This is a genomic window from Plesiocystis pacifica SIR-1, assembly GCF_000170895.1.
In the GTDB taxonomy this organism is placed as follows: Bacteria; Myxococcota_A; Polyangia; order Nannocystales; family Nannocystaceae; genus Plesiocystis; species Plesiocystis pacifica.
Map to the genome: position 1 here is coordinate 14,168 of NZ_ABCS01000110.1, position 17,869 is coordinate 32,036.

The following is a 17,869-nucleotide window of genomic DNA, read 5'->3' on the forward strand; positions in this document are numbered from 1 at the left end:
CTCGCCGTTCACGATCAACCTGATGTATGACGTAGCCGAGGCCCTCGTCATCGAGCACGATTGCCCCTTCTTCCTCGTCGACGTGCGCGAGGCCATCAAGCTGCCCAGCGTTCAGACGCGCAAGCTCATCATCTCCCGAGCCGAGCGCCTCTCGGGCCAGATCCGCCACTACTGCCTGGTGATCAACGACAACCCGCTGATCGCCGTGGCCTCGCGCTTCGTCCAGGCCGCGATGACCATCTCCCTGAGCCTGCACGGCTCCATCGAGGACGCCGAGGAGGCCTTTTGCCGTGTCGATGAAAGAGCACTTCGGCGAGGTCCTGCTCAGCCACCTCACCGACCTCGCCAACTCCCGCTGCCGGGTGACGGAGGCCGACGTCCTCGCCGAAGACGACCCGACCTCGGCCCAGATCCTCGCCGGCCTGATGATGCTCCACCAGGAGCTCGAGCTGCGCGAGCACGAGCGGGCCGAGGCCGAGCGGCGCAACCTCGAGCTGTCCACGCCCGTGCTCGAGGTCGGCCACCGCGTCGTGCTCATGCCGCTGGTCGGCGTCGTCGACCTCGGCCGCTCCGAGCAGATGATCGAGCGGGCCCTCGAGGCCGTGTCGACCAAGGGCGCCCGGGTCCTCGTCGTCGACATCACCGGCGTCCCCGACATCGACGCGGGCGTGGCCGCCAAGCTGGTCGCGACCTTCCGCGCCGTCGGCCTGCTCGGCGCCCGCACCATCCTCACCGGCGTCAGCCCGACCAACGCCCAGCGCCTGCTCACCCTCGACATCGACCTGAGCGAGATGACCATCCAGCGCAGCCTCGGCGCCGGGCTCGAGGCGGCCTACGCCATGACCCGCCCCGAGCGAGCTGCCGATCCGGTCGGCGGACATCGACTCAATGATAGGCCTCGGGGACCTCGATGATCCGGACTTCGTCGCTCGCGGCTTCGATCTCGGCGAGCGTGAAGGGCATGTCGACGTAGGTCCCCGCCGCCCAGTCCTCGACGGCGTCGCCCCAGTTGGGGCCCCCCGGCGCGCCGCCGTTGCCCGGCGCGAAATTGAAGTGCATGCGCGGGCGCCCGTCCTCGCCGAATTCGATGACCGAGCGGAACATCGAGCCGTCGGTGCTGATGAAGCGATCGGCGACCTCGCCCGCGGGCGTCAGGTACTTGGCCGTGGCCTGGTTGAGGATGCAGACCGAGCCCGCGCTGCCGACCTGCCCCCAGGTCAGGGACTCGACCGGGCTGGCGAACTCGGTGATGTGGAATTCGTCCCAGCGCAGGCCCGCGGTCGAGCTCCCGCCCGCGTTTTGGTCCATCCAGGCGATCGTCGCGTCGAGGGCCGCGAGCGCCAGCTCGGCGACGGAGCTGTCGATCAGCGCCGGGCTGCCCGGGTAGGCCTCGGTCACGGTCAGGGCGCTGAACTTGAGGGCGAAGGCCGGGGCCGCGGTCAAGATGGCCTCGAACACCAGCGACATCTCGTCGCCGACGCTGACCCGGGCGAGCTCGTGGGCGAACACGTAAAAGGCCACGCTCGCGCTCGACTCGCGGGCGAAGTGACGGTCCCAGGCCTCGAGCTCGGCGACGAGGTTGGCGAGGTCTTCGCGGCCCTCGTAGGCAGCCAGCGCCGGGTCGCTCCCGACCTCGGCCCACGCCGCGGACAGCAGCGGCACGAGCATGTCGGCCTCGGTCGAGTAGGTGTCGGTCTGCAGCGCCTGCATGTCGGCGACCGTCATCGGGCCGGCGGAGAAGATCGCCGCGAGCTGGTCGTCGGCCCGCTTGGCCCGAAACCCGGGCAGGAAGAAGGTGCCCCAGTAGAAGGGATCGTTGGTGATGTCACCGTCGGCCGTGAACCCGAACGGCTCGTTGTTGGAGCTCAGCAAGTAGCCCTGGCTCGGGTCCCGGCTCTGGGGCGTGAGCGCGTCGGCCAAGAACGCGCCCGACCACAGCCCGCTCGGATCGTCGCCGTCGAGCATCAGCCACGGCGTCGGCATCGTCCCCGGATCGCCGCGATCGGGGACCAGGATCCGCGAGCGATAGCCGATGCTCTCGGCGTCGGCGAACATCCAGTTGAAGGTCCCGACCTCCATCTGCTCGGCCGCGGCCTGGAAGGCGTCGGCGTCGGCCGAGCGACCCATCTGGAAGAAGGCGTGGAGCTCGTTGCCGGCCTCGAACCCGGTCCAATTGAGCAGCAGGCGGCGATCGGTGCCGGCGACGAAGGCCTCGTTGATGCCGAGACCCTCGAGCAGCGCGTCGCCGAGTAGGACGCCATAGCCCGGGACCTCGTCGATGATCAGGACCTCGTCCTCGCCGCCCGCGATCGCGATGACCTCCTCGCGCGGCTCGTAGTCGAGGGTCTGGCCGCCGACGTCGACGGTCTGGGCGTCCGGGTCGGTCGCGACCGACCACATGTCCATCACGTCGGCGGTCCCGGTCGTCGCGCCCCAGGCCACGGCCTCGTTGTGGCCGAGCTGGACCCCGGGCGTACCCGCGAAGGCGAAGCCCGCCGCGTTGAAGCTGCCCGCGCCGCGAGACTTGCTGTCGAGGTGCTCGGCGTAGACCAGCGCCGGGCTCGTCAGGGGCTGGTGGGGATCGTTGGCCAACATCGGGCGGCCGCTCGCGGTGTTGCTGCCGGCGATGACCCAGGCGTTGGACCCGTCGACGGAGAACTCGTCGAGGACCTCGTGGAGGCGCTCGAGACCTTCGATGGTCGGGGCCGGATCGACGTCAGGCGCCGGCGGCAGCGCCCCGGGCCCGAGCAGCCCCGGGCCCGAGCTCGGCGGCAGGCCGTTGGGCACGTGTTCGGGCGGGACCGTGAACACCGGGTAGGCCGGCAGCGGCAGGGTCAGATCTTGAAACAAGCTCGGGTCGATGCGGAACAAGACCGTGGTCAGGATCTCGTACTCGAGGCTGTTGGAGTTGCCGAACATCAAGAGCTTGGCGATGGCCCCGACGTCGGCCGTGGTCCACGGCTCGGGCGCGAGGTCGAGGTCGTCGGGCCCGAGCCCGAGCGGGGTCTCGACCGCGCCGCTGTTGACCGCCTCGATGTAAGCGTTGACACCCGCGATCCAGGCCTCGATCAGCGCGAAGTCTTCGGGGTGCTCTTGCGCGAGGCGCTCCATGTCGCGCGCCCCGAGCCGGGCGAAGTCGAAGATCCGCGAGAGCCGATCCTGGTCGCGCTTGTCGAAGCCCAAGACCTCGGCCTGGCGCCCGAGCGCGCGGCGGCGCAGGAGCAGCATCTGGACCAGGCGGGTCTCGGCCTGGACGTAGCCCGAGGCCCACAGCACGCTGGGGTCGCTGGCGCCGACGAAGTGGTGGACGCCGTGGCTGTCGACGTGGAGCTCGACGACCCCCGGCTCGAGCGGCTCGCCTCCGGCCTCGTCCGCGGTCTCCGAGTCCGCGCCTTCGTTGCCCCCGTCGTCGCCCTTGCAGCCCGCGGACAGGGCGAGGAGCAGCGAGGCCGAGAGCAACAGGGAGGGGGAGGTCGAGCGCAGATCGAGCATGGCGAACCCTGCGACTCTACCCGAACCCGGGGCGGGTTCGCGGTGTCATGCTCGGGCCCGCGCCCACTGGACGATGATCCCCCCGCGCGCGAGTCAGGTCCGCTGAGACCTGCGGCGTTGGAGCTCGAGATAGTGCTCCCGCTCAGACTCGTGCAGCGCCCGCAGCTGCGCGCGGAGCTCCTCGAGCCGGCGCAGGAGCGCCCCTGAGCGCGCGTCACGGACCATCGCGGCGAGCGGCTCCGCCTGCGCCCTCAGTCCCTCGTCGTCCGCGCCCAAGACCTTCGCGGAGACACCCAGCCTCACCTCGGCCTTCGCCTCGACGTCGACGGACGCCGCCGCGTCGATCCACAGGTCGCTCTCCTCGGCGCTTCTCGTGCTGCCCGCGACGAAGCACAGCGGCGAGTAGTCAAAACCCGTCGGGGTCGCCGCGTCCGCGCCGTACAGGCGATAGACAACCAGCGCCGCGTTGTCGGACCTCGGCGCGCCCCCGCTCTCCCGACGCGGCGCGCCGCAGTCCGGGCAGATCGTCGGGTGCACCACGTTGTTGGGATCGAGACCGTTGGGGCTGACCAGCTCGTAGGTCCGCTCGCAGACGTGACACACGTGCGTCGGGTCGAAGTCCATGAAGGCGTCGAGATCGATGTCCATGATCAGGCCCCCCTGTCGACGAGCGAGAGGTGATGCGCCCGCGCGCGTGTGAACGCCTCGAGCGCCCGCGCGACGAGATCCTGCGCCCGCCACCGCCAGATCCCCGCCGCCGCGTCCGCCCGCAGCGTAGATAGGCTCTGCTCGAGGCCTACGCGCTCATACTCGTCGTCGTCGAGGTCGCGCGAAATTTTCTCGACGAAGGACTCGACGTCGACCTGAAGCATCGCGTCGCAAAACCTTGTGAACTCATTCGCCGTACGCGCGCGCGCGAGCATGAATTCGAGCGGCGGGCCGACGTACCGGTAGCTCCTGGGGTGGCCGTTGAGCGCGAGGACGAAGCGATCGAACAGCTCGCCGCTCGCCTCGAGCCCGCGCGCGCGCGGGCTCCAGCACGTCGAGCACGCCGTCGGGCGCATGTAGCGGCCGCGGTCGTGGACGACATAGTCAAAGTTGCAGGTGGGGCACAGCATGGACGTTCCGCTCGGCATCTTTGATCATGAGATCTACAGGCACCCTAGCCCAATCTAAAGGTGGTAGCGCGACGCGAGGGTCATGCCCAGCAGCGAGCGCAGCCCCTCGATGTAGCGCTGCGTATCCAGCGAGGGCAGCCGACCCATCACCGCGCGAAGCTCCGCCTCGAGACCGAGCCACTGCTCGAGCAGCCGCTGCTCGATGTTCGAGCCGCGGATCCGCTCGATGATCGCGGAACCAGGCAAGCGCAGGAGCTCGTCCGCGGACACCACCCCCTCGGCGAGGGCCAGGGCGAACACGCGGCTGGAGAAGTCGCGGCTGGGCACCTCCCGCTCCCAGGTGACCAGCATGTTCGAGAGCTGACCCATGCACTGCGCCCGCCACAGCATCCCCCGCAGCGGCCCGATCTCCCCGGCGTCGAGGCCAGAGCCGGCCATGAGGTCCATGGTCCCGAACACGACCATGTTCATGTTGTGGGGCGGGTAGAGCTCGTGCTCCGCCGGGTTCGCCAGCCCCGGCTGCCAGTGCAGCAGCAGCCCATAGCGCATGGCGTTGAACACCTGCCGAAAGTCGAACTCGAGCAGCATCCGGTAGTCGGCGTAGCCCGGCAGCGCTCGGCAACGCCGCTCCAGCTCCCCCCACAGATCGGCGATCAATTCAAAGTAGGCCCGCAGCTCCTCCGGCACCTCCGGCCGCGCCGCTCCCGGGGCCGAAAAGGGAATGCTCAGGGCCGCGCTCAACAGCGGCTCCGAGCCCCGCTCATCGGCCAGATCATCCACGAGCACGTTGAGGATCACCGCCAGCAGCTTCGTATCCGCCAGCGGCTCGGCCCACTCGCGCGGGACCAGGGAGAGCTGGGTCAGCTCCAGCCCCCGCACCGCCCAACGCCAAAGGTAGGCGTCGCGCCGCCCCACCCGCTCGTAGCGCTCGATGTAGTCCCGGACGATCGGCGTGAATTCGATGGCCCGCACCTCCGCGAGACTGTTCGAACACTGGGCCAACGTCCGAGAGAGAAAATCAGCACTCTCAGCATGTCGAATCACGATCCCGTATTTGTGCAATCGACATGCCCATCGCGAACACCCCCCGCTACGGCCTCCCAGCGCCCGTCCGCGCCCTCCCCGGCTGCGGCTCACGCACTGCGTCCCCGCGAGGGGGCCGATTCCGCAGCCTGGAGCCAGCTGCGATGGGCTCGTGCCATCGACCAGAAGCGCCCGCCCCTACCCATGAACACGAGCAACTCGATGGCGATCCTGGTCGGCCGTTCAGCGGGCCCAAGTCGATCATCTCTGGTCCATCGAGCGGGGCCTTTGCAACACGCTCCTGGCCGAGGGTTGCGCCCGCGATCCCGAGCCGGGATACTCGGGGCGATGCACGTCGATCGCTCGCGCTTTTTGGTGTTGACCGCCACCTTGGCCCTGGCCGCCTGCAACAAGGAGGCCGAGACCAAGCCCGACGAGGCCAAGGACAAAGCCGAAGAGCCCGAGAAGAAGGCCGAGGAGCCCGAGAAGAAGGCCGAAGAGCCCAAGCCCGAAGAGCCCGAGAAGGAATTCGGCATCAAGGGCGCGCCGGCGGACGGCGCCGACAACGACGCGCTGCCCCCCGTGGTCCCGGACCCCGACGAGGGCAACGCGCCCGGTCCCCAAAAAGAGACGCTCCAGTAGGCGCCCCCTCTGGACTCGAGAGAGAGTCCTAGCGCACGTACTCGAAGTCGATGGGCTTGCCCTTGAGCCCGCGGGTCGGCGGCGCGATCCAGTTGGCGAACTTCCCAGACTCGCGCACCGGCTTCATGATGCTGTCGAGGTAGCGCCGGTCCTCGGGCCCGAGCAGCCACTGCGGCGCCTTCGCCTCGAAGGCCTCGCGGGAGATCAGCTCGCCCTCGGGGTTGAAGCAGTGGTCGGAGTAGATGCCCTGGTGCCGGTGAAAGCGGCGGCTCGGCAGGCGCAGCCGGTGCTCGCTGCCCTCCTTCTCGAGCAGGCGGTTCCACTTGCGCACGGCTCGCTCGCAGTCCTTGACGTACTCGTCGCGCAGGACCTCGTTCATCGCGTTGCGCAGCGGGACCTCGCGGCTGCGCAGCTCGCCGTTCTCGATCACGGGCAGGGTGTAGAAGTCGTCGAGGGCGCGGTGGTCGGTGTAGCGGTCGGCCTCCCGGAAGCGGCCCTTGAGCCCCGCGCCGAAGTAGCTGGCCGCGTTGTTCGAGATCTCGCCGCCGAACAGGTCCAGGCAGTGGGAGAACCAGTAGTTGATCGCGCGCTGCATGGTCGGCATGTCGATGCCGCCCTGGTTGCGCACGTCGCCGTTGGGGTCGATGCGCTCGAGCTCGGCCGCGCGCTTGATGATCCGCGCCAGCCCGGTCTCGCCGACGAAGAGGTGGAAGGCCTCCTCGGTCAGCATGAAGTCGCAGGACCGGGCGAGGGGGTCGAAGCCGCTCTCGCGCAGCGCGGCCAGCTGGAACTTGCCGTCGCGGTCCGTGAACATCGTGAACGCGAAGAAGCTCAGCCAGTTGTCGCAGGGCTGGTTGAAGGCGCCGAGGATGCGCGGCTTGTCCGGGTCGCCGCTGCGCCGCTCGAGCAGCTCCCCGGCCTCCTCGCGCCCGTCCTTGCCGAAGTACTTGTAGAGCAGGTAGGCCATGGCCCACAGGTGGCGCCCCTCCTCGACGTTGACCTGGAAGAGGTTGCGCATGTCGTAGAGGCTCGGCGCGCTGCGGCCGAGCAGGCGCTGCTGCTCGACCGAGGCGGGCTCGGTGTCCGCCTGGGTCACGACGATGCGGCGCAGCGCGTTGCGGAACTCGCCGGGGACCTGCTCCCACGCCGGCGCGCCGCTCATGTCGCCCGCGCGGATCACCGCCTGCTCCTCCCGCGGGGTCAAGAAGATGCCCCAGCGGTACTCGGGCATGCGCACGTAGTCGTAGTTCGCCCAGCCCCCCGAGTCCACGGAGATCGCCGTGCGCAGCCAGACCTCGTTGGGCTCGTACTCCGTCGGCCCCATCTCGTGCCACCACTGCAGGTACTTGGGCTGCCAGCGCTCGAGGGCCCGCCGGACCTTGGGATCGTCGGCGAGGCCGACGTTATTGGGGATGCGACAATTGAGATCTACGGGCGCGTTCATCGAGACTCCAGGCCCAGACAGCCTGCGCCCCGCGAGGAGGCTCGAAAAGCGAAGGCTTTTCGTGTGCTGACCCGATCCGCCTCGCTCACGGGCGACGCAGTCTTTTCGGAGACACAGCGGCTTCACTGAAGCCGCTGGATCCGATCACGCCCCAGTGTACCCCTGCGTCCGCGGGCAGGCGCTACACTGGCTCCCCTCGCCCATGCAACACCGCGTCTATCGAAGCGACGACGGCCTCACCCGGGTCCAGGTGATCGGCAGCGTCACGCCCGAAGACGTGCTCCAGGTGGCGCGCCTGCTCTCGAAGCTCCTCGCCCACCCCGGGCCGACGTTGGTGCTCATCGACCAATCCCAGGTCGATCCCAAGTTCGGCCGCTCCGGCCGCAGGGCCCTCGAGACCATCGCCGACTCCCTCGCCTGGGACCGCGGCGCCGTCATCGGCTCGAGCCACATCAACCGCATGCTCGCCCGCATCGTGCTCGAGCTCGTCAGGCAGACCGAGCGCACCCGCTTCTTCGACACCGAAGCCGACGCCGTCGCCTGGCTGCTCTCGCCCCTGGACTGAAGCGAGGCTCGATCTGCGCTCGAGTCCAGGCCCGTCCAGGCGGGCTCGGTTGGAGACGCGCGAGAACTTGCTACTGTCTCGGCATGTCGACCGAGGACCCTTCGTCGGTGCGCGCGGACCACCCCGGACAGGCTCGCTTTCCCAACCTGCTCGCGCCCCTGGACCTGGGCCACGTCGTGCTGCGCAACCGCGTGCTGATGGGCTCCATGCACGTCGGGCTCGAAGAGCAGCCCGGCCGGCTGAGCAAGATGGCCGCCTACTTCGCCGCCCGCGCTGCCGGGGGCGTGGGCCTGATCGTCACCGGCGGGGTCGCGCCCAACCGCGCCGGCGTCACCAAGCCCCTCGCCGGCAAGCTGCGCAACCGCTACGAGGTCTTCAAGCACCGCGCCGTGACCGACGCGGTCCACGAGGCCGGGGGGCGCATCGCCATGCAGATCCTCCACACCGGCCGCTACGCCTACTCGCCCTTGGCCGTCGCGCCCTCGGCCATCCAGTCGCCGATCAGCCCGTTCAAGCCGCGCGCCCTGTCCGAGCGAGGCGTCCGCTCGACCATCGCGGACTTCGCCCGCGCCGCCCGGCTCGCCAAGGAGGCTGGCTACGACGGCGTCGAGATCATGGGCAGCGAGGGCTACCTCATCAATCAGTTCATCGCCCGGCACACCAACCACCGCAAGGACGGCTGGGGGGGCAGCTACGCCAACCGCATTCGCTTCGCCCTCGAGATCGTCCGCCAGACCCGGGACGCCGTCGGCGAGGACTTCATCATCATCTACCGGCTGTCCATGCTCGACCTGATCCCCGACGGCTCGACCTGGGACGAGGTCGTCGAGCTCGCCAAGAAGGTCGAAGAGGCCGGGGCCAGCATCATCAACACCGGCATCGGCTGGCACGAGGCCCGCGTGCCCACCATCGGGACCATGGTCCCCCGCGGCGCCTTCACCTGGGTGACCAAGAAGCTCATGGGCGAGGTCTCGCTCCCGCTCGTGACCTCGAACCGCATCAACATGCCCGAGACCGCCGAGCGCATCCTCGCCGACGGTCACGCGGACATGGTGTCCATGGCCCGCCCCCTGCTCGCCGACCCCGAGTGGGTGCTCAAGGCCGAGCAGGACCGCAGCGACGAGATCAACACCTGCATCGCCTGCAACCAGGCCTGCCTCGACCACGTGTTCCGCAACAAGCGGGCCGCCTGCCTGGTCAACCCCCTGGCCTGCCACGAGACGGAGCTGCGCATCGAGCCCGCGAGCGCGCCCAGGCGGGTCGCCGTCGTCGGTGCCGGTCCGGCCGGGCTCGCGGCCGCGACCGTCGCCGCCGAGCGCGGCCACGCCGTCACCTTGTTCGAGGCCAGCGAGGCGATCGGCGGCCAGTTCAACATGGCCAAGAAGATCCCCGGCAAGGAGGAGTTCCGCGAGACCCTGCGTTACTTCGCCCGACGCATCGAGCTGAGCGGGCTGAGCCTCGAGCTCGGGCGCCGCGTCGACGCGGCCGCGCTCGCCGACGCCGGCTTCGACGTCGTCGTGCTCGCCACGGGCGTTCGCCCCCGGGAGCTCAGCTTCCCCGGCGCCGACGACCCGCGGGTGCTCAGCTACGTCGACGTGCTCGCGGGCGGGGCCGAGGTCGGGGAGCGCGTGGCGATCATCGGGGCCGGCGGCATCGGCTTCGACGTCGCCGAGTTCCTCGCCCACCAGGGCCAGAGCACCGGCGAAGACCTGGGCACCTTCCTGCGGACCTGGGGCATCGACGGCGAGCACGAGAGCCCCGGCGGCCTCCAGGCTCCGAGCCCGCCAGCCCCTCGCCGCAAGATCGTCATGTGTCAGCGACGCGCCGGCAAGCTCGGGGCGAGCCTGGGCAAGACGACCGGCTGGATCCACCGCGCCGCCCTCAAGCAGCTCGAGGTCGAGATGCTCGATCGGGTCCGCTACGAGCGCTTCGACGAGCAGGGCCTGCACATCGAGGTTGAGGGCAGCCCGCGCGTCCTCGAGGTCGACAACGTCATCGTGTGCGCCGGGCAGCTCAAAGACGACCGCCTGCTCGAGCCCCTGCGCGCCCGAGGCATCACGGCCCACTGCATCGGCGGCGCAGCCCTGGCCGCCGAGCTCGACGCCAAGCGGGCGATCGACGAGGGCACGCGGCTCGCCGCGTCCCTTTGAACGGTTAGGGGAGGTCCTCGATGGCCTCGGCCGTGCACTCGGGCGGGGCCGTCGCGGCGTTGCAGCGCACCGGGTTGCCCTCGGGCAGGTCCAGGAAGTAGCGCATGCCATCCACCGGGGCGAGGAAGTCGTCCTTGAGGGCGTGCGTACCGCTGAGCTTGCCCGCCTCGAGCTCCGCGAAGCACTCCCCGTCGGGCTGCCCCGCGCCGCACACGTTGCTCGCCGTCAGGACGTCTGCCGCGTGCGCTTCGGCGATCTTCGGGCTGCCGGGGTCGTTGATCTTGTCGACCGCGGCGTAGGGCAGCTCGTAGTCCCCCTGACCGACGAACATCATGCGCCCGAGCAAGCTGGTGTAGCCGTAGGTGTAGGCCTCGACCGAGGGGTGCCCCCCGTTGAGCACGCTGAACATGACCTTGCCGCGGACCTCGCCCAGCGTCGGCCAGCCCTCGGCCTCGAGCGCCGCGCGGACGTTGTCGTAGTCGCCGCGCACGAAGTCCGGCGTCAGCACCCGGTTGGGCGGGAACACGTCGAGGATGGCCTGGTCGACGAGCAAGAGATCATCGATGGGCATGCCGCCGGTGCTGTCCTTGAGCTCGAGCCAGATCATGATCGGGACGTGCCCGGGGTTTTGCTCGGACCAGTCCGAGATGGTCAGCAAGCAATCCTCGAAGGTCTCGCAGGTCGTCTCTTCGTCGATGATGATGATGTGATAGACGAGGAACTCGCCGTCGAGGGTTCCCCGGTGCAGGTCGAGCTCGAAAGCGCGGACGCCGTAGTCCTCGAGCTGGACGTCGAGGGGCGGGTGGCTGTACTCGTGGCTGGCGTCGAAGGGGATGAGCGGCTCGAGGTGGTAGCTGTTGTGCGTGGCCTTGACCTGCACGTGGGCTAGGGTCAGGACGTCGTCGAGGGGTCCCTCGAAGCCCGTCTCGCCCGTCTCGGTCTCGCTCTCTTCGGACTCGGAGCTCTCGGACTCGGACTCGGACTCTTCCGTCGAGCTCTCGGACTCGGACTCCTCCGTCGAGCTCTCGCTCTCGGACTCCTCCGTCGAGCTCGAGGCCCCGGTCTCCGAGCTGCCCGTCTCTCCCCCAGTCTCGCCGCCAGTCGCCGAACCAATCTCGTCGTCGCTCCCGGGCGCGCTGGAGTCGGCGCAGGCTGCCAGCGAGAGGCAAGAGGCGAGCGAGACAGTCCAGAGCGAACGAGCCATTGCTCAGTCTAACGCGCGCGGGCGCCGACGAGACGATCGGAGCGATATGGTGCCGATCGCAAACGCCCCAGTCGCTCGCTCGGCGCGGGAGCCTGACTTCAGGCCTGACTTCAGGCCTGGCGAGAAGGAGATGAGCCCATGCCCAAGGAGCTGACCCTCCGCCCGCGCCCGCGCCGCGATCGGCCGGCGCGTGGAGCTGTGCTTCGAGCTGTTCGCCTTCGTCCATCGCTGGTTCGCGGCGAACGACCCCGAGGTCAAGGCCGCGCTCAAACGCCTCGAGCGCAACTCCGACGAGCCGCGCAGCACCAAAGAGCGCCGCGAGGCGCTGGTCCGTCGGGGCATCACGGCAGACCAAGCGGACGATCTCATCGATTGGCTCGGCGCGTCGATCTCAATGCTCCTACCGCTGGAGATCGGATCGCCGTGGGCATCCGATGCTAGGCTGATCCCGTGTCCTGGACGCGCCGCCGCTTCACTCGCCTGCCCCTGCTCGCTCCCGCCCTCGCCCTCCCCGGGCTGGCGAACCTGGGCGGCTGCGCGCGCCCGAGCTTCGGCAGCACCCGCCCCGGCCGCGGCTCCTGGGACGAGCGAGCCCTGGCGCTGAGGCTGTGGCGCGCGAGCGAGCCCTCGGGCAACGCCGCCCTGTCCCCCGTCAACCTCGCCGCGGCCCTGACCATGGCGACCCTCGGCGCCCAGGGCCGCACCCGAGCCGAGCTCGCCGAGGTCCTGGGCGTGCGCAGACCGGACACCGCCGTCGAGGCCCTCGCGGCTCACGTCGCGCGCTGGTCGACCCTCGAGGCCCCAGCCCTCCGCGCCGCCAACGGCTTGTGGACCCGGTCCGCCGACGCCCTGGAGCCCAGCTACGTGCGCACCCTCGAGCAGCGCCTCGCTGCCCACTCGGAGACCATGGAGGACCTCGAGTCGGGGCGCGAGGCGATCAACGCCTGGGTGTCCGAGCGCACCGAGGGTCAGCTCCCCGCGCTGCTCGAGGCTCCCCTGGACCCCGCCACCCTCGCGGTGGTCGTCAGCGCCCTGCACTTTCGCGGGCACTGGCTCGAGCCCTTCGACCCCGAGTCGACCAGGCCGCGACCCTTTCATCGCGACGACGGATCCGAGATCGAGGTCCCGATGATGACCGGCCACGGCTTCCTACGCCGCGCCTGGAGCGAGCGCAGCCAGCTCTACGCCGTCGAGATTCCCTACTCGGCGGGAGCCCAGGCCGACGCCCAGATCCGCGAGTCCGAGCTCGCCCCCGACGACGCCTCCGAGCCCACGCCCTCGCTCCCGCCGCGCTTCGACATGCTGCTCATCCTCCCGCCCCGGGACCAGCCCATCGCCGAAGCCAACGCCCAGCTCGAGTCGGGCGCCCTCGCGGAGCTCCTGGACATGCTCGAGACCGCCGAACCGCTGACCCTCTACGTCGACCTGCCGCGCTTCTCGATCCGCGCCCGCACCGACGTGCGCGCTCTGTGCCGCTCCCTCGGGGCCGAGCAGGCCTTCGGCCAGAGCGCGAACTTCAAGGCCATGACCAAGGCCCCCGCGCGCATCGACCACTTCGAGCAGCTCGTCGCCGTCGACGTCGACGAGGCCGGCACCGTGGCCTCCGCCGCCGCAGCCTTTGGTATCGCCGCGCGCTCGATGCCCGCGCGCTTCTCGGCCGATCGTCCGTTTTGGTACATCATCCGCGAGCGCGGCGGCCCGTGGCTGTTCCTGGGACAGTACAGCGACCCGGAGGCCTGAGCCGGTCGCCTGGCCCTGACGTCTCCGCGCCGCGTCGGGTATGACCGGTGCAGGAGCCGTGTTCCAGGCATGACGAGCTCCCCCCCGACCCCCGCGCCCTTCAGGCCCCTGCCACTCATGCTGCTGCCGTTGCTGCTGCTCGGCTGTCGAACGCCCACCACCACAGCGCCGGAGCCCGCAGCCGCGCAGCCCACCGCCACCACTTCAACCTCTGCCTCTGCCGACACTGGTTCGAGCTCGCCCAAATCGACAACGAGCCCCACGCCAGCCCCATGCGTCGAGGCCCCCTCCTCTACAACATCTTCGACACCCGAAACGAGGGCACCGCCACCGGCGTCGAGGAGATGTTCATGCACGCCGGCCTCTACGACGACAGCCCTCGGGCCCGCGAGATCGTGTGGTTCATGCTGGCCCAACGCGCCGCCCGTGGCCTCGGCTCCCTCCACGCCCACGCCATGACCATGGCCGAGGCGGGCACCGTGCACGTCGAGTGGACCCCCCGCGGGTGGATGCGCAACGAGCCCGAGCTGCTGCAGTTCGAGCAGCACCTCTACCTGCGCCAGCCTGGCTACGGCACCAGCTACGTGACCGGGAAGTACCTGCTCGAGCGCCTCTTGGCCCACCGCAGCCAGCAGGCCCATACGCAGGGCGAGGCCTACAGCCTGCGCGACTTCTACACCGAGCTGATGGCGACGGGCTGCATCCCGATCGCCCTGGTGCACTGGGAGCTCACCGGAGACGACCGGCAGATCCGCGAGCTCCTCGCGGCCCAGTAGCGAGCCCCTACAACGACATCCGAAGCGCTCGTTCAACACCCGGTTCGAGGACTTGAAGGCCGCGTCGCTCCACGCCGAGCGCTGCGGGTTGTAGGCCTCCCCGGCCAGCGCGACCTCCTCGCCTGGGAGAGGCTCGACGGACTACTCGAACACGCTCGCGTTGGTCTCGCTCGTCCCCCGGCGCGAGCCAGTGCCACGCGTCGGGCCAGACCTGCATGCGCGTGGCGATGGGCGCTGGGACCTCGACGTTCGCGGGCTCGGTCACCCCGTTGTCGTTGAACGGGAAAGTCAACCCCTCGTGGATCGCGGCCTCGACCGCCGACACCTGCCCTCGGCCCCGAGTTCCTCCCAGTACTCGTTGCAGGCCGGGTCGTCGTTGTAGACGCTGCGCATGACGTGGGCCTCGGCCAGGTAGGGCTCCTGGGGCAGTGCTCAGTCGTCCACGCCCGCCACACCTTGGCGTCGCTCCCCGCCTCCGGCTGACACCATCCTGGGTTGGTACCGCAAGCTCATCGCGCGCAAATACAACGAGAGCAAGCCGACGACCTGGTCGACCAACAACGCGCCCTGACATCGTCGAGCTGATCGTTGACATGTCCAAGACCAACCCGGGACGGGGCTACTCGCGCATCCAAGGCGCGCTCCGGAACCTCGACCTCGAACTCGGACGCTCGACCGTTGCTCGGATGCTGTCTTCGCGGTGGACTTCTTTGCGGTGGAAAGGTGACGCTGCGCTCGAGGCGATCCAGGAGCTGCTCGGTCACTCGACGATCGAGATGACCATGCGCTACGACCACCTCACGCCGTCGACGTTGATCGGCGCCGTGGCAGCGCTCGATCCGCGACAGCACCATGACAGCACCACGTCGCTCCTCGAACTGAAAACGGGCAGCTAGGCTACCCTAGCTGCCCGTTTCCGGGTTGGAGGCGCGGGGAGTCGAACCCTGCCCTCACGCATGCGGAAAAGCTGAACGATAACGCAGCCTTGGCCCGCATCACTGGTGACATGACAGGACGGCAGACCCGCGCCTCGGTCCGTTCTGGTCCGCGAGAGAGAGGCTCGTGCCATGTAGTCACAGCACCATAGCGGCGCCGGCTCTTTCGCGCGGCAGACCTTGGTGGCTCGCAGTCTTCGGTCACGGCAGATAGCCGGGAAAATATTGCCTGCTCGGCCCTTTGGTGAGGTAGATCACATATCGAGTTTTGAATGTCAGTGGCTCGATCACAACAACTCAACCAATGGAAAACCTCGATTCTGACCAAATTCGAGCCAACGCCTTCGTCGATTTTGCCACTCTCGTGGCCTTCCTTGAGCAGAAGCTTAAGGAGCCCCAGAACGCAGCGCTCATCAAAGCCTACGGCGATACCCTCGCGCAGCTGCTCGAGACTCCCCTGGGCTACAACCTCGCGGGTACGGCGAAGACGCAGTGGAACCCGAGCCCCGAGCCGAAGCAGTCGAAGGGCTGATCGAGATGGGGGCCAACGACAACAGCAAGCCGGCCGCGATCGCGGCCGACACCTTCATCTTCCACTCGACCTTCATGCCCTTCACCGTCACGGGCGCCGCGGTCGGTCGGCGGGGGGCGCTCGGGGCCGAACTCGACGCCCTGCGCCAGGAGCTCGGCCTGTTCGAGGACGTGCCAAGCGGAGGCAGTGACGTGTTCACCGAGCTTCCCGAGTTGGGCTATCTCTTCCTCGAGCGAACCCGGGTCCGCCCGCTCGGTTATACCATCGAGCAGGCGCCCTTCTACCAGCTCTCCCTCGCACCCGCTGAGGTCGTGACCCTGCGTCAGCGCTCCTTTTCTCGCCGCCAGACCACACTCACGGAAGAGGCCGAGCGCGAGACGGAGCGCTCGCTCGAGTACTCCAGCAGTCTGACCACCGACTTCGAGGAAGAGTTCTCGAAGTCTCTATCCGAGACCTTCAACTGGGGCGTCACCCAGAACATCAGCGGTGGCTACAACACCGGCGTCTGGAACGTCAATGGTTCGACCAGCGTCAACGTGTCGAGCAGCGAGAGCTCATCCGAGTCGGCCCGAGAGGCCAGCAAGATCGTCGAGAAGCTCGCTCGCAAGGTCGAGACGAAGCAAAAGGCGCGCCATAAGACGGCGGTCTCGATCTCCCAAGAGTCGACCTACGAGGACGAGTCGGTCCGCACGATCCGCAACGACACCCACGGCACGAAGAAGCTGCTGATGCGCCGCGTCATGCAGGTCCGCCACGTGTCTCACGAGCGATACGACATGCGCCTGTGCTGGTCGCCCTCGATCCCCTCCCCAGCGAAGAACTTCTCCACCGTCAGCAGTGGCAAGACCAAGACCCTCGGGGAGTTCCGCGCGGCCCTCGCGGACCTAGAGCCTCAGCCTGGAGAGATCGGGTTTGCCAAGAAGCCGGCGGACGAGATCGTCACCATCGGTCCCATCGACCTCACCAAGATCCAGGACGACAAGGAGGGGACGGAGCAGCTCGTCCTCGAAGAGGGCATGGCCTACGCCGAACTCCTCGACGACAGCATCGTGTTCACCAACAAGCACGGCAACTACGCCATTGCCTTTCGCTACCACGACGGCACCCGGCACTACTGGGGCAGCATGTCACAGTCGGAGCTCAAAAAGTGGTTCGAGCCGGACATCGAGCCGAACGACACGAAACTGCCAGAACCTGGGACGGAGGCGTCTCAGGGCACCGTGCGGCTGTCCTTTCGCTACCTCCTGAGTAACGACGTTTTCTCCCCCGGCCATGCCAAGGTCGAGTTCAAGGTCCGGCTCGAGCCCACGGAGCAGCGCAAGCAGGCGTGGCACAACGCCGTCGAGCAGTGGCGTGATGAACAGGCTCAGGTTCAGTACGGGCTCCAGGAGGAAGAACTGGCGACGCTCGAAAGCGAGATCGGCGAGGACACCCTCGTGCCCTCCCAGCTGATGAATCGCATCATCGACCGCTACTTCCAGTCGCTGCGCGACGGTGACTTCGACTCGGTCGAGCTCTTGCACCGCGTGTTCGAGTGGGAGGAGCTCCAAGCGACGCTCTACGCCCCCTGGTGGGACGGGGACACTGACAACGACGCCAGTGCATCCCAGACCGAGTTTTGGAACGCGTCGTGGGCCAAACTGTACATCCCCGTGCGCGCGGGCTTCGAGCGGGAGGCGGTACTCTTGCTGATTCGCTTTGGTGCACTGGAGCCATCGACACCGGTCCTCGGCTCCGTCGAAGCTCGTGTCAACAGCCTCCCGGCCGACCGCGCCGCGCTCCGAGACCCCGCCACGTTCGATGGCGCAGCCATCCACGCGTTGCTCACGAGCCCCCAGCAGATCGAGCTGACCGAACGAGACGCGGACAGCTGGACCCAGTCCTTCGAAGAGCAGAGCGGCTTCACCGTGCTCAACAGCTTCTTGATCACCCTGCCGACCGACGGCGTGGACATCGAAGAGCAGATCCACATCAGCGAGTCCAGCGCCCAGCAGCTGGCCTACCAGCGCGAGGTCGTCGACCTCGAGCTGCGCGGCCAGGTCAAGGAACGCCTCGATACGAGCGACATCAACATCGGGGTCTCCTTGTGACCAAGGCCAGGCTGCAGAGCTTCGAGGCCGAGTCGACCAAGTTGAGCCAGTACCTCATCGCGCAGATCCGCCACGAACTCGCTGCGGCCCCCGTCCCCCATCTGTACGGGACCCCCCAGCATCGTAGCCCGCTGCTCGACAAGGTCCTCGACCCCTTT

At 68.6% G+C, this 17,869-nt stretch carries 14 protein-coding genes and 1 pseudogene; 9 read left to right on the forward strand and 6 right to left on the reverse strand.

What is annotated here, in order from left to right; all coding sequences use genetic code 11:
- Nucleotides 1–296 precede the first annotated feature (296 nt).
- A complete protein-coding gene (locus PPSIR1_RS34635; protein ID WP_053335480.1) occupies nucleotides 297–914 on the forward strand; it encodes an STAS domain-containing protein in 618 nt (205 codons plus the stop codon).
- On the opposite strand, the gene PPSIR1_RS34640 is transcribed toward PPSIR1_RS34635, so the two are convergent.
- From PPSIR1_RS34640 to PPSIR1_RS34655, 4 genes are all read right to left on the reverse strand, one after another.
- Entirely contained in the window at nucleotides 886–3,492 is a 2,607-nt protein-coding gene (locus tag PPSIR1_RS34640) for a penicillin acylase family protein (RefSeq protein ID WP_006975915.1), read from the reverse strand. The two genes, PPSIR1_RS34635 and PPSIR1_RS34640, sit on opposite strands and share 29 nt — an antisense overlap.
- A 93-nt stretch (nucleotides 3,493–3,585) precedes the next feature.
- Nucleotides 3,586–4,140, reverse strand: a complete 555-nt coding sequence (locus tag PPSIR1_RS34645) for a hypothetical protein (RefSeq protein ID WP_006975916.1) — start codon at nucleotides 4,138–4,140, stop codon at nucleotides 3,586–3,588.
- A 2-nt stretch (nucleotides 4,141–4,142) separates the two neighbouring features.
- Nucleotides 4,143–4,556 carry a hypothetical protein gene (locus PPSIR1_RS34650; protein ID WP_157596286.1) on the reverse strand — a complete coding sequence of 138 codons (414 nt, stop codon included), beginning with the start codon at nucleotides 4,554–4,556 and terminating at the stop codon, nucleotides 4,143–4,145.
- 108 nt (nucleotides 4,557–4,664) lie between these two features.
- Nucleotides 4,665–5,582: a hypothetical protein gene (locus PPSIR1_RS34655; RefSeq protein WP_006975918.1), complete on the reverse strand. Its 918-nt coding sequence runs from the start codon at nucleotides 5,580–5,582 to the stop codon at nucleotides 4,665–4,667.
- Nucleotides 5,583–5,981: 399 nt separating this feature from the next.
- Between PPSIR1_RS34655 and PPSIR1_RS34660 the strand changes: the two genes are divergently transcribed.
- Entirely contained in the window at nucleotides 5,982–6,275 is a 294-nt protein-coding gene (locus tag PPSIR1_RS34660; RefSeq protein WP_006975919.1) for a hypothetical protein, read from the forward strand.
- A 28-nt stretch (nucleotides 6,276–6,303) separates the two neighbouring features.
- Here the strand turns inward: PPSIR1_RS34660 and boxB are convergent, their stop codons facing one another.
- Nucleotides 6,304–7,719, reverse strand: a complete 1,416-nt coding sequence (boxB, locus tag PPSIR1_RS34665; protein WP_006975920.1) for a benzoyl-CoA 2,3-epoxidase subunit BoxB — start codon at nucleotides 7,717–7,719, stop codon at nucleotides 6,304–6,306.
- Between the two features lie 202 nt (nucleotides 7,720–7,921).
- Between boxB and PPSIR1_RS34670 the strand changes: the two genes are divergently transcribed.
- Both PPSIR1_RS34670 and PPSIR1_RS34675 read left to right on the forward strand, forming a co-directional pair.
- Nucleotides 7,922–8,284 (forward strand): SpoIIAA family protein, encoded by a 363-nt coding sequence (locus PPSIR1_RS34670; RefSeq protein WP_006975921.1) that lies wholly within the window; start codon nucleotides 7,922–7,924, stop codon nucleotides 8,282–8,284.
- 83 nt (nucleotides 8,285–8,367) lie between these two features.
- Entirely contained in the window at nucleotides 8,368–10,434 is a 2,067-nt protein-coding gene (locus PPSIR1_RS34675) for an NADPH-dependent 2,4-dienoyl-CoA reductase (RefSeq protein ID WP_006975922.1), read from the forward strand.
- A gap of 4 nt (nucleotides 10,435–10,438) precedes the next feature.
- On the opposite strand, the gene PPSIR1_RS34680 is transcribed toward PPSIR1_RS34675, so the two are convergent.
- Nucleotides 10,439–11,638, reverse strand: coding sequence for a phosphatidylinositol-specific phospholipase C domain-containing protein (locus PPSIR1_RS34680; RefSeq protein ID WP_006975923.1), 1,200 nt, complete (start codon nucleotides 11,636–11,638; stop codon nucleotides 10,439–10,441).
- Nucleotides 11,639–12,088: 450 nt separating this feature from the next.
- On the opposite strand from PPSIR1_RS34680, the gene PPSIR1_RS34685 reads away from it, so the two are divergent.
- The 5 genes and pseudogenes from PPSIR1_RS34685 (at nucleotide 12,089) to PPSIR1_RS34705 (ending at nucleotide 17,711) form a co-directional block, all read left to right on the forward strand.
- A complete protein-coding gene (locus tag PPSIR1_RS34685; protein ID WP_006975924.1) occupies nucleotides 12,089–13,378 on the forward strand; it encodes a serpin family protein in 1,290 nt (429 codons plus the stop codon).
- Nucleotides 13,379–13,602: 224 nt separating this feature from the next.
- A pseudogene (locus PPSIR1_RS34690) lies at nucleotides 13,603–14,154 on the forward strand (DUF885 family protein); the annotation flags it as partial.
- 593 nt (nucleotides 14,155–14,747) lie between these two features.
- Nucleotides 14,748–15,050, forward strand: a complete 303-nt coding sequence (locus PPSIR1_RS50500) for a hypothetical protein (RefSeq protein WP_232296590.1) — start codon at nucleotides 14,748–14,750, stop codon at nucleotides 15,048–15,050.
- A gap of 343 nt (nucleotides 15,051–15,393) precedes the next feature.
- Nucleotides 15,394–15,621 carry a hypothetical protein gene (locus tag PPSIR1_RS34700; protein ID WP_006975928.1) on the forward strand — a complete coding sequence of 76 codons (228 nt, stop codon included), beginning with the start codon at nucleotides 15,394–15,396 and terminating at the stop codon, nucleotides 15,619–15,621.
- A 5-nt stretch (nucleotides 15,622–15,626) separates the two neighbouring features.
- Nucleotides 15,627–17,711 (forward strand): hypothetical protein, encoded by a 2,085-nt coding sequence (locus tag PPSIR1_RS34705; protein ID WP_045117348.1) that lies wholly within the window; start codon nucleotides 15,627–15,629, stop codon nucleotides 17,709–17,711.
- Nucleotides 17,712–17,869 lie beyond the last annotated feature (158 nt).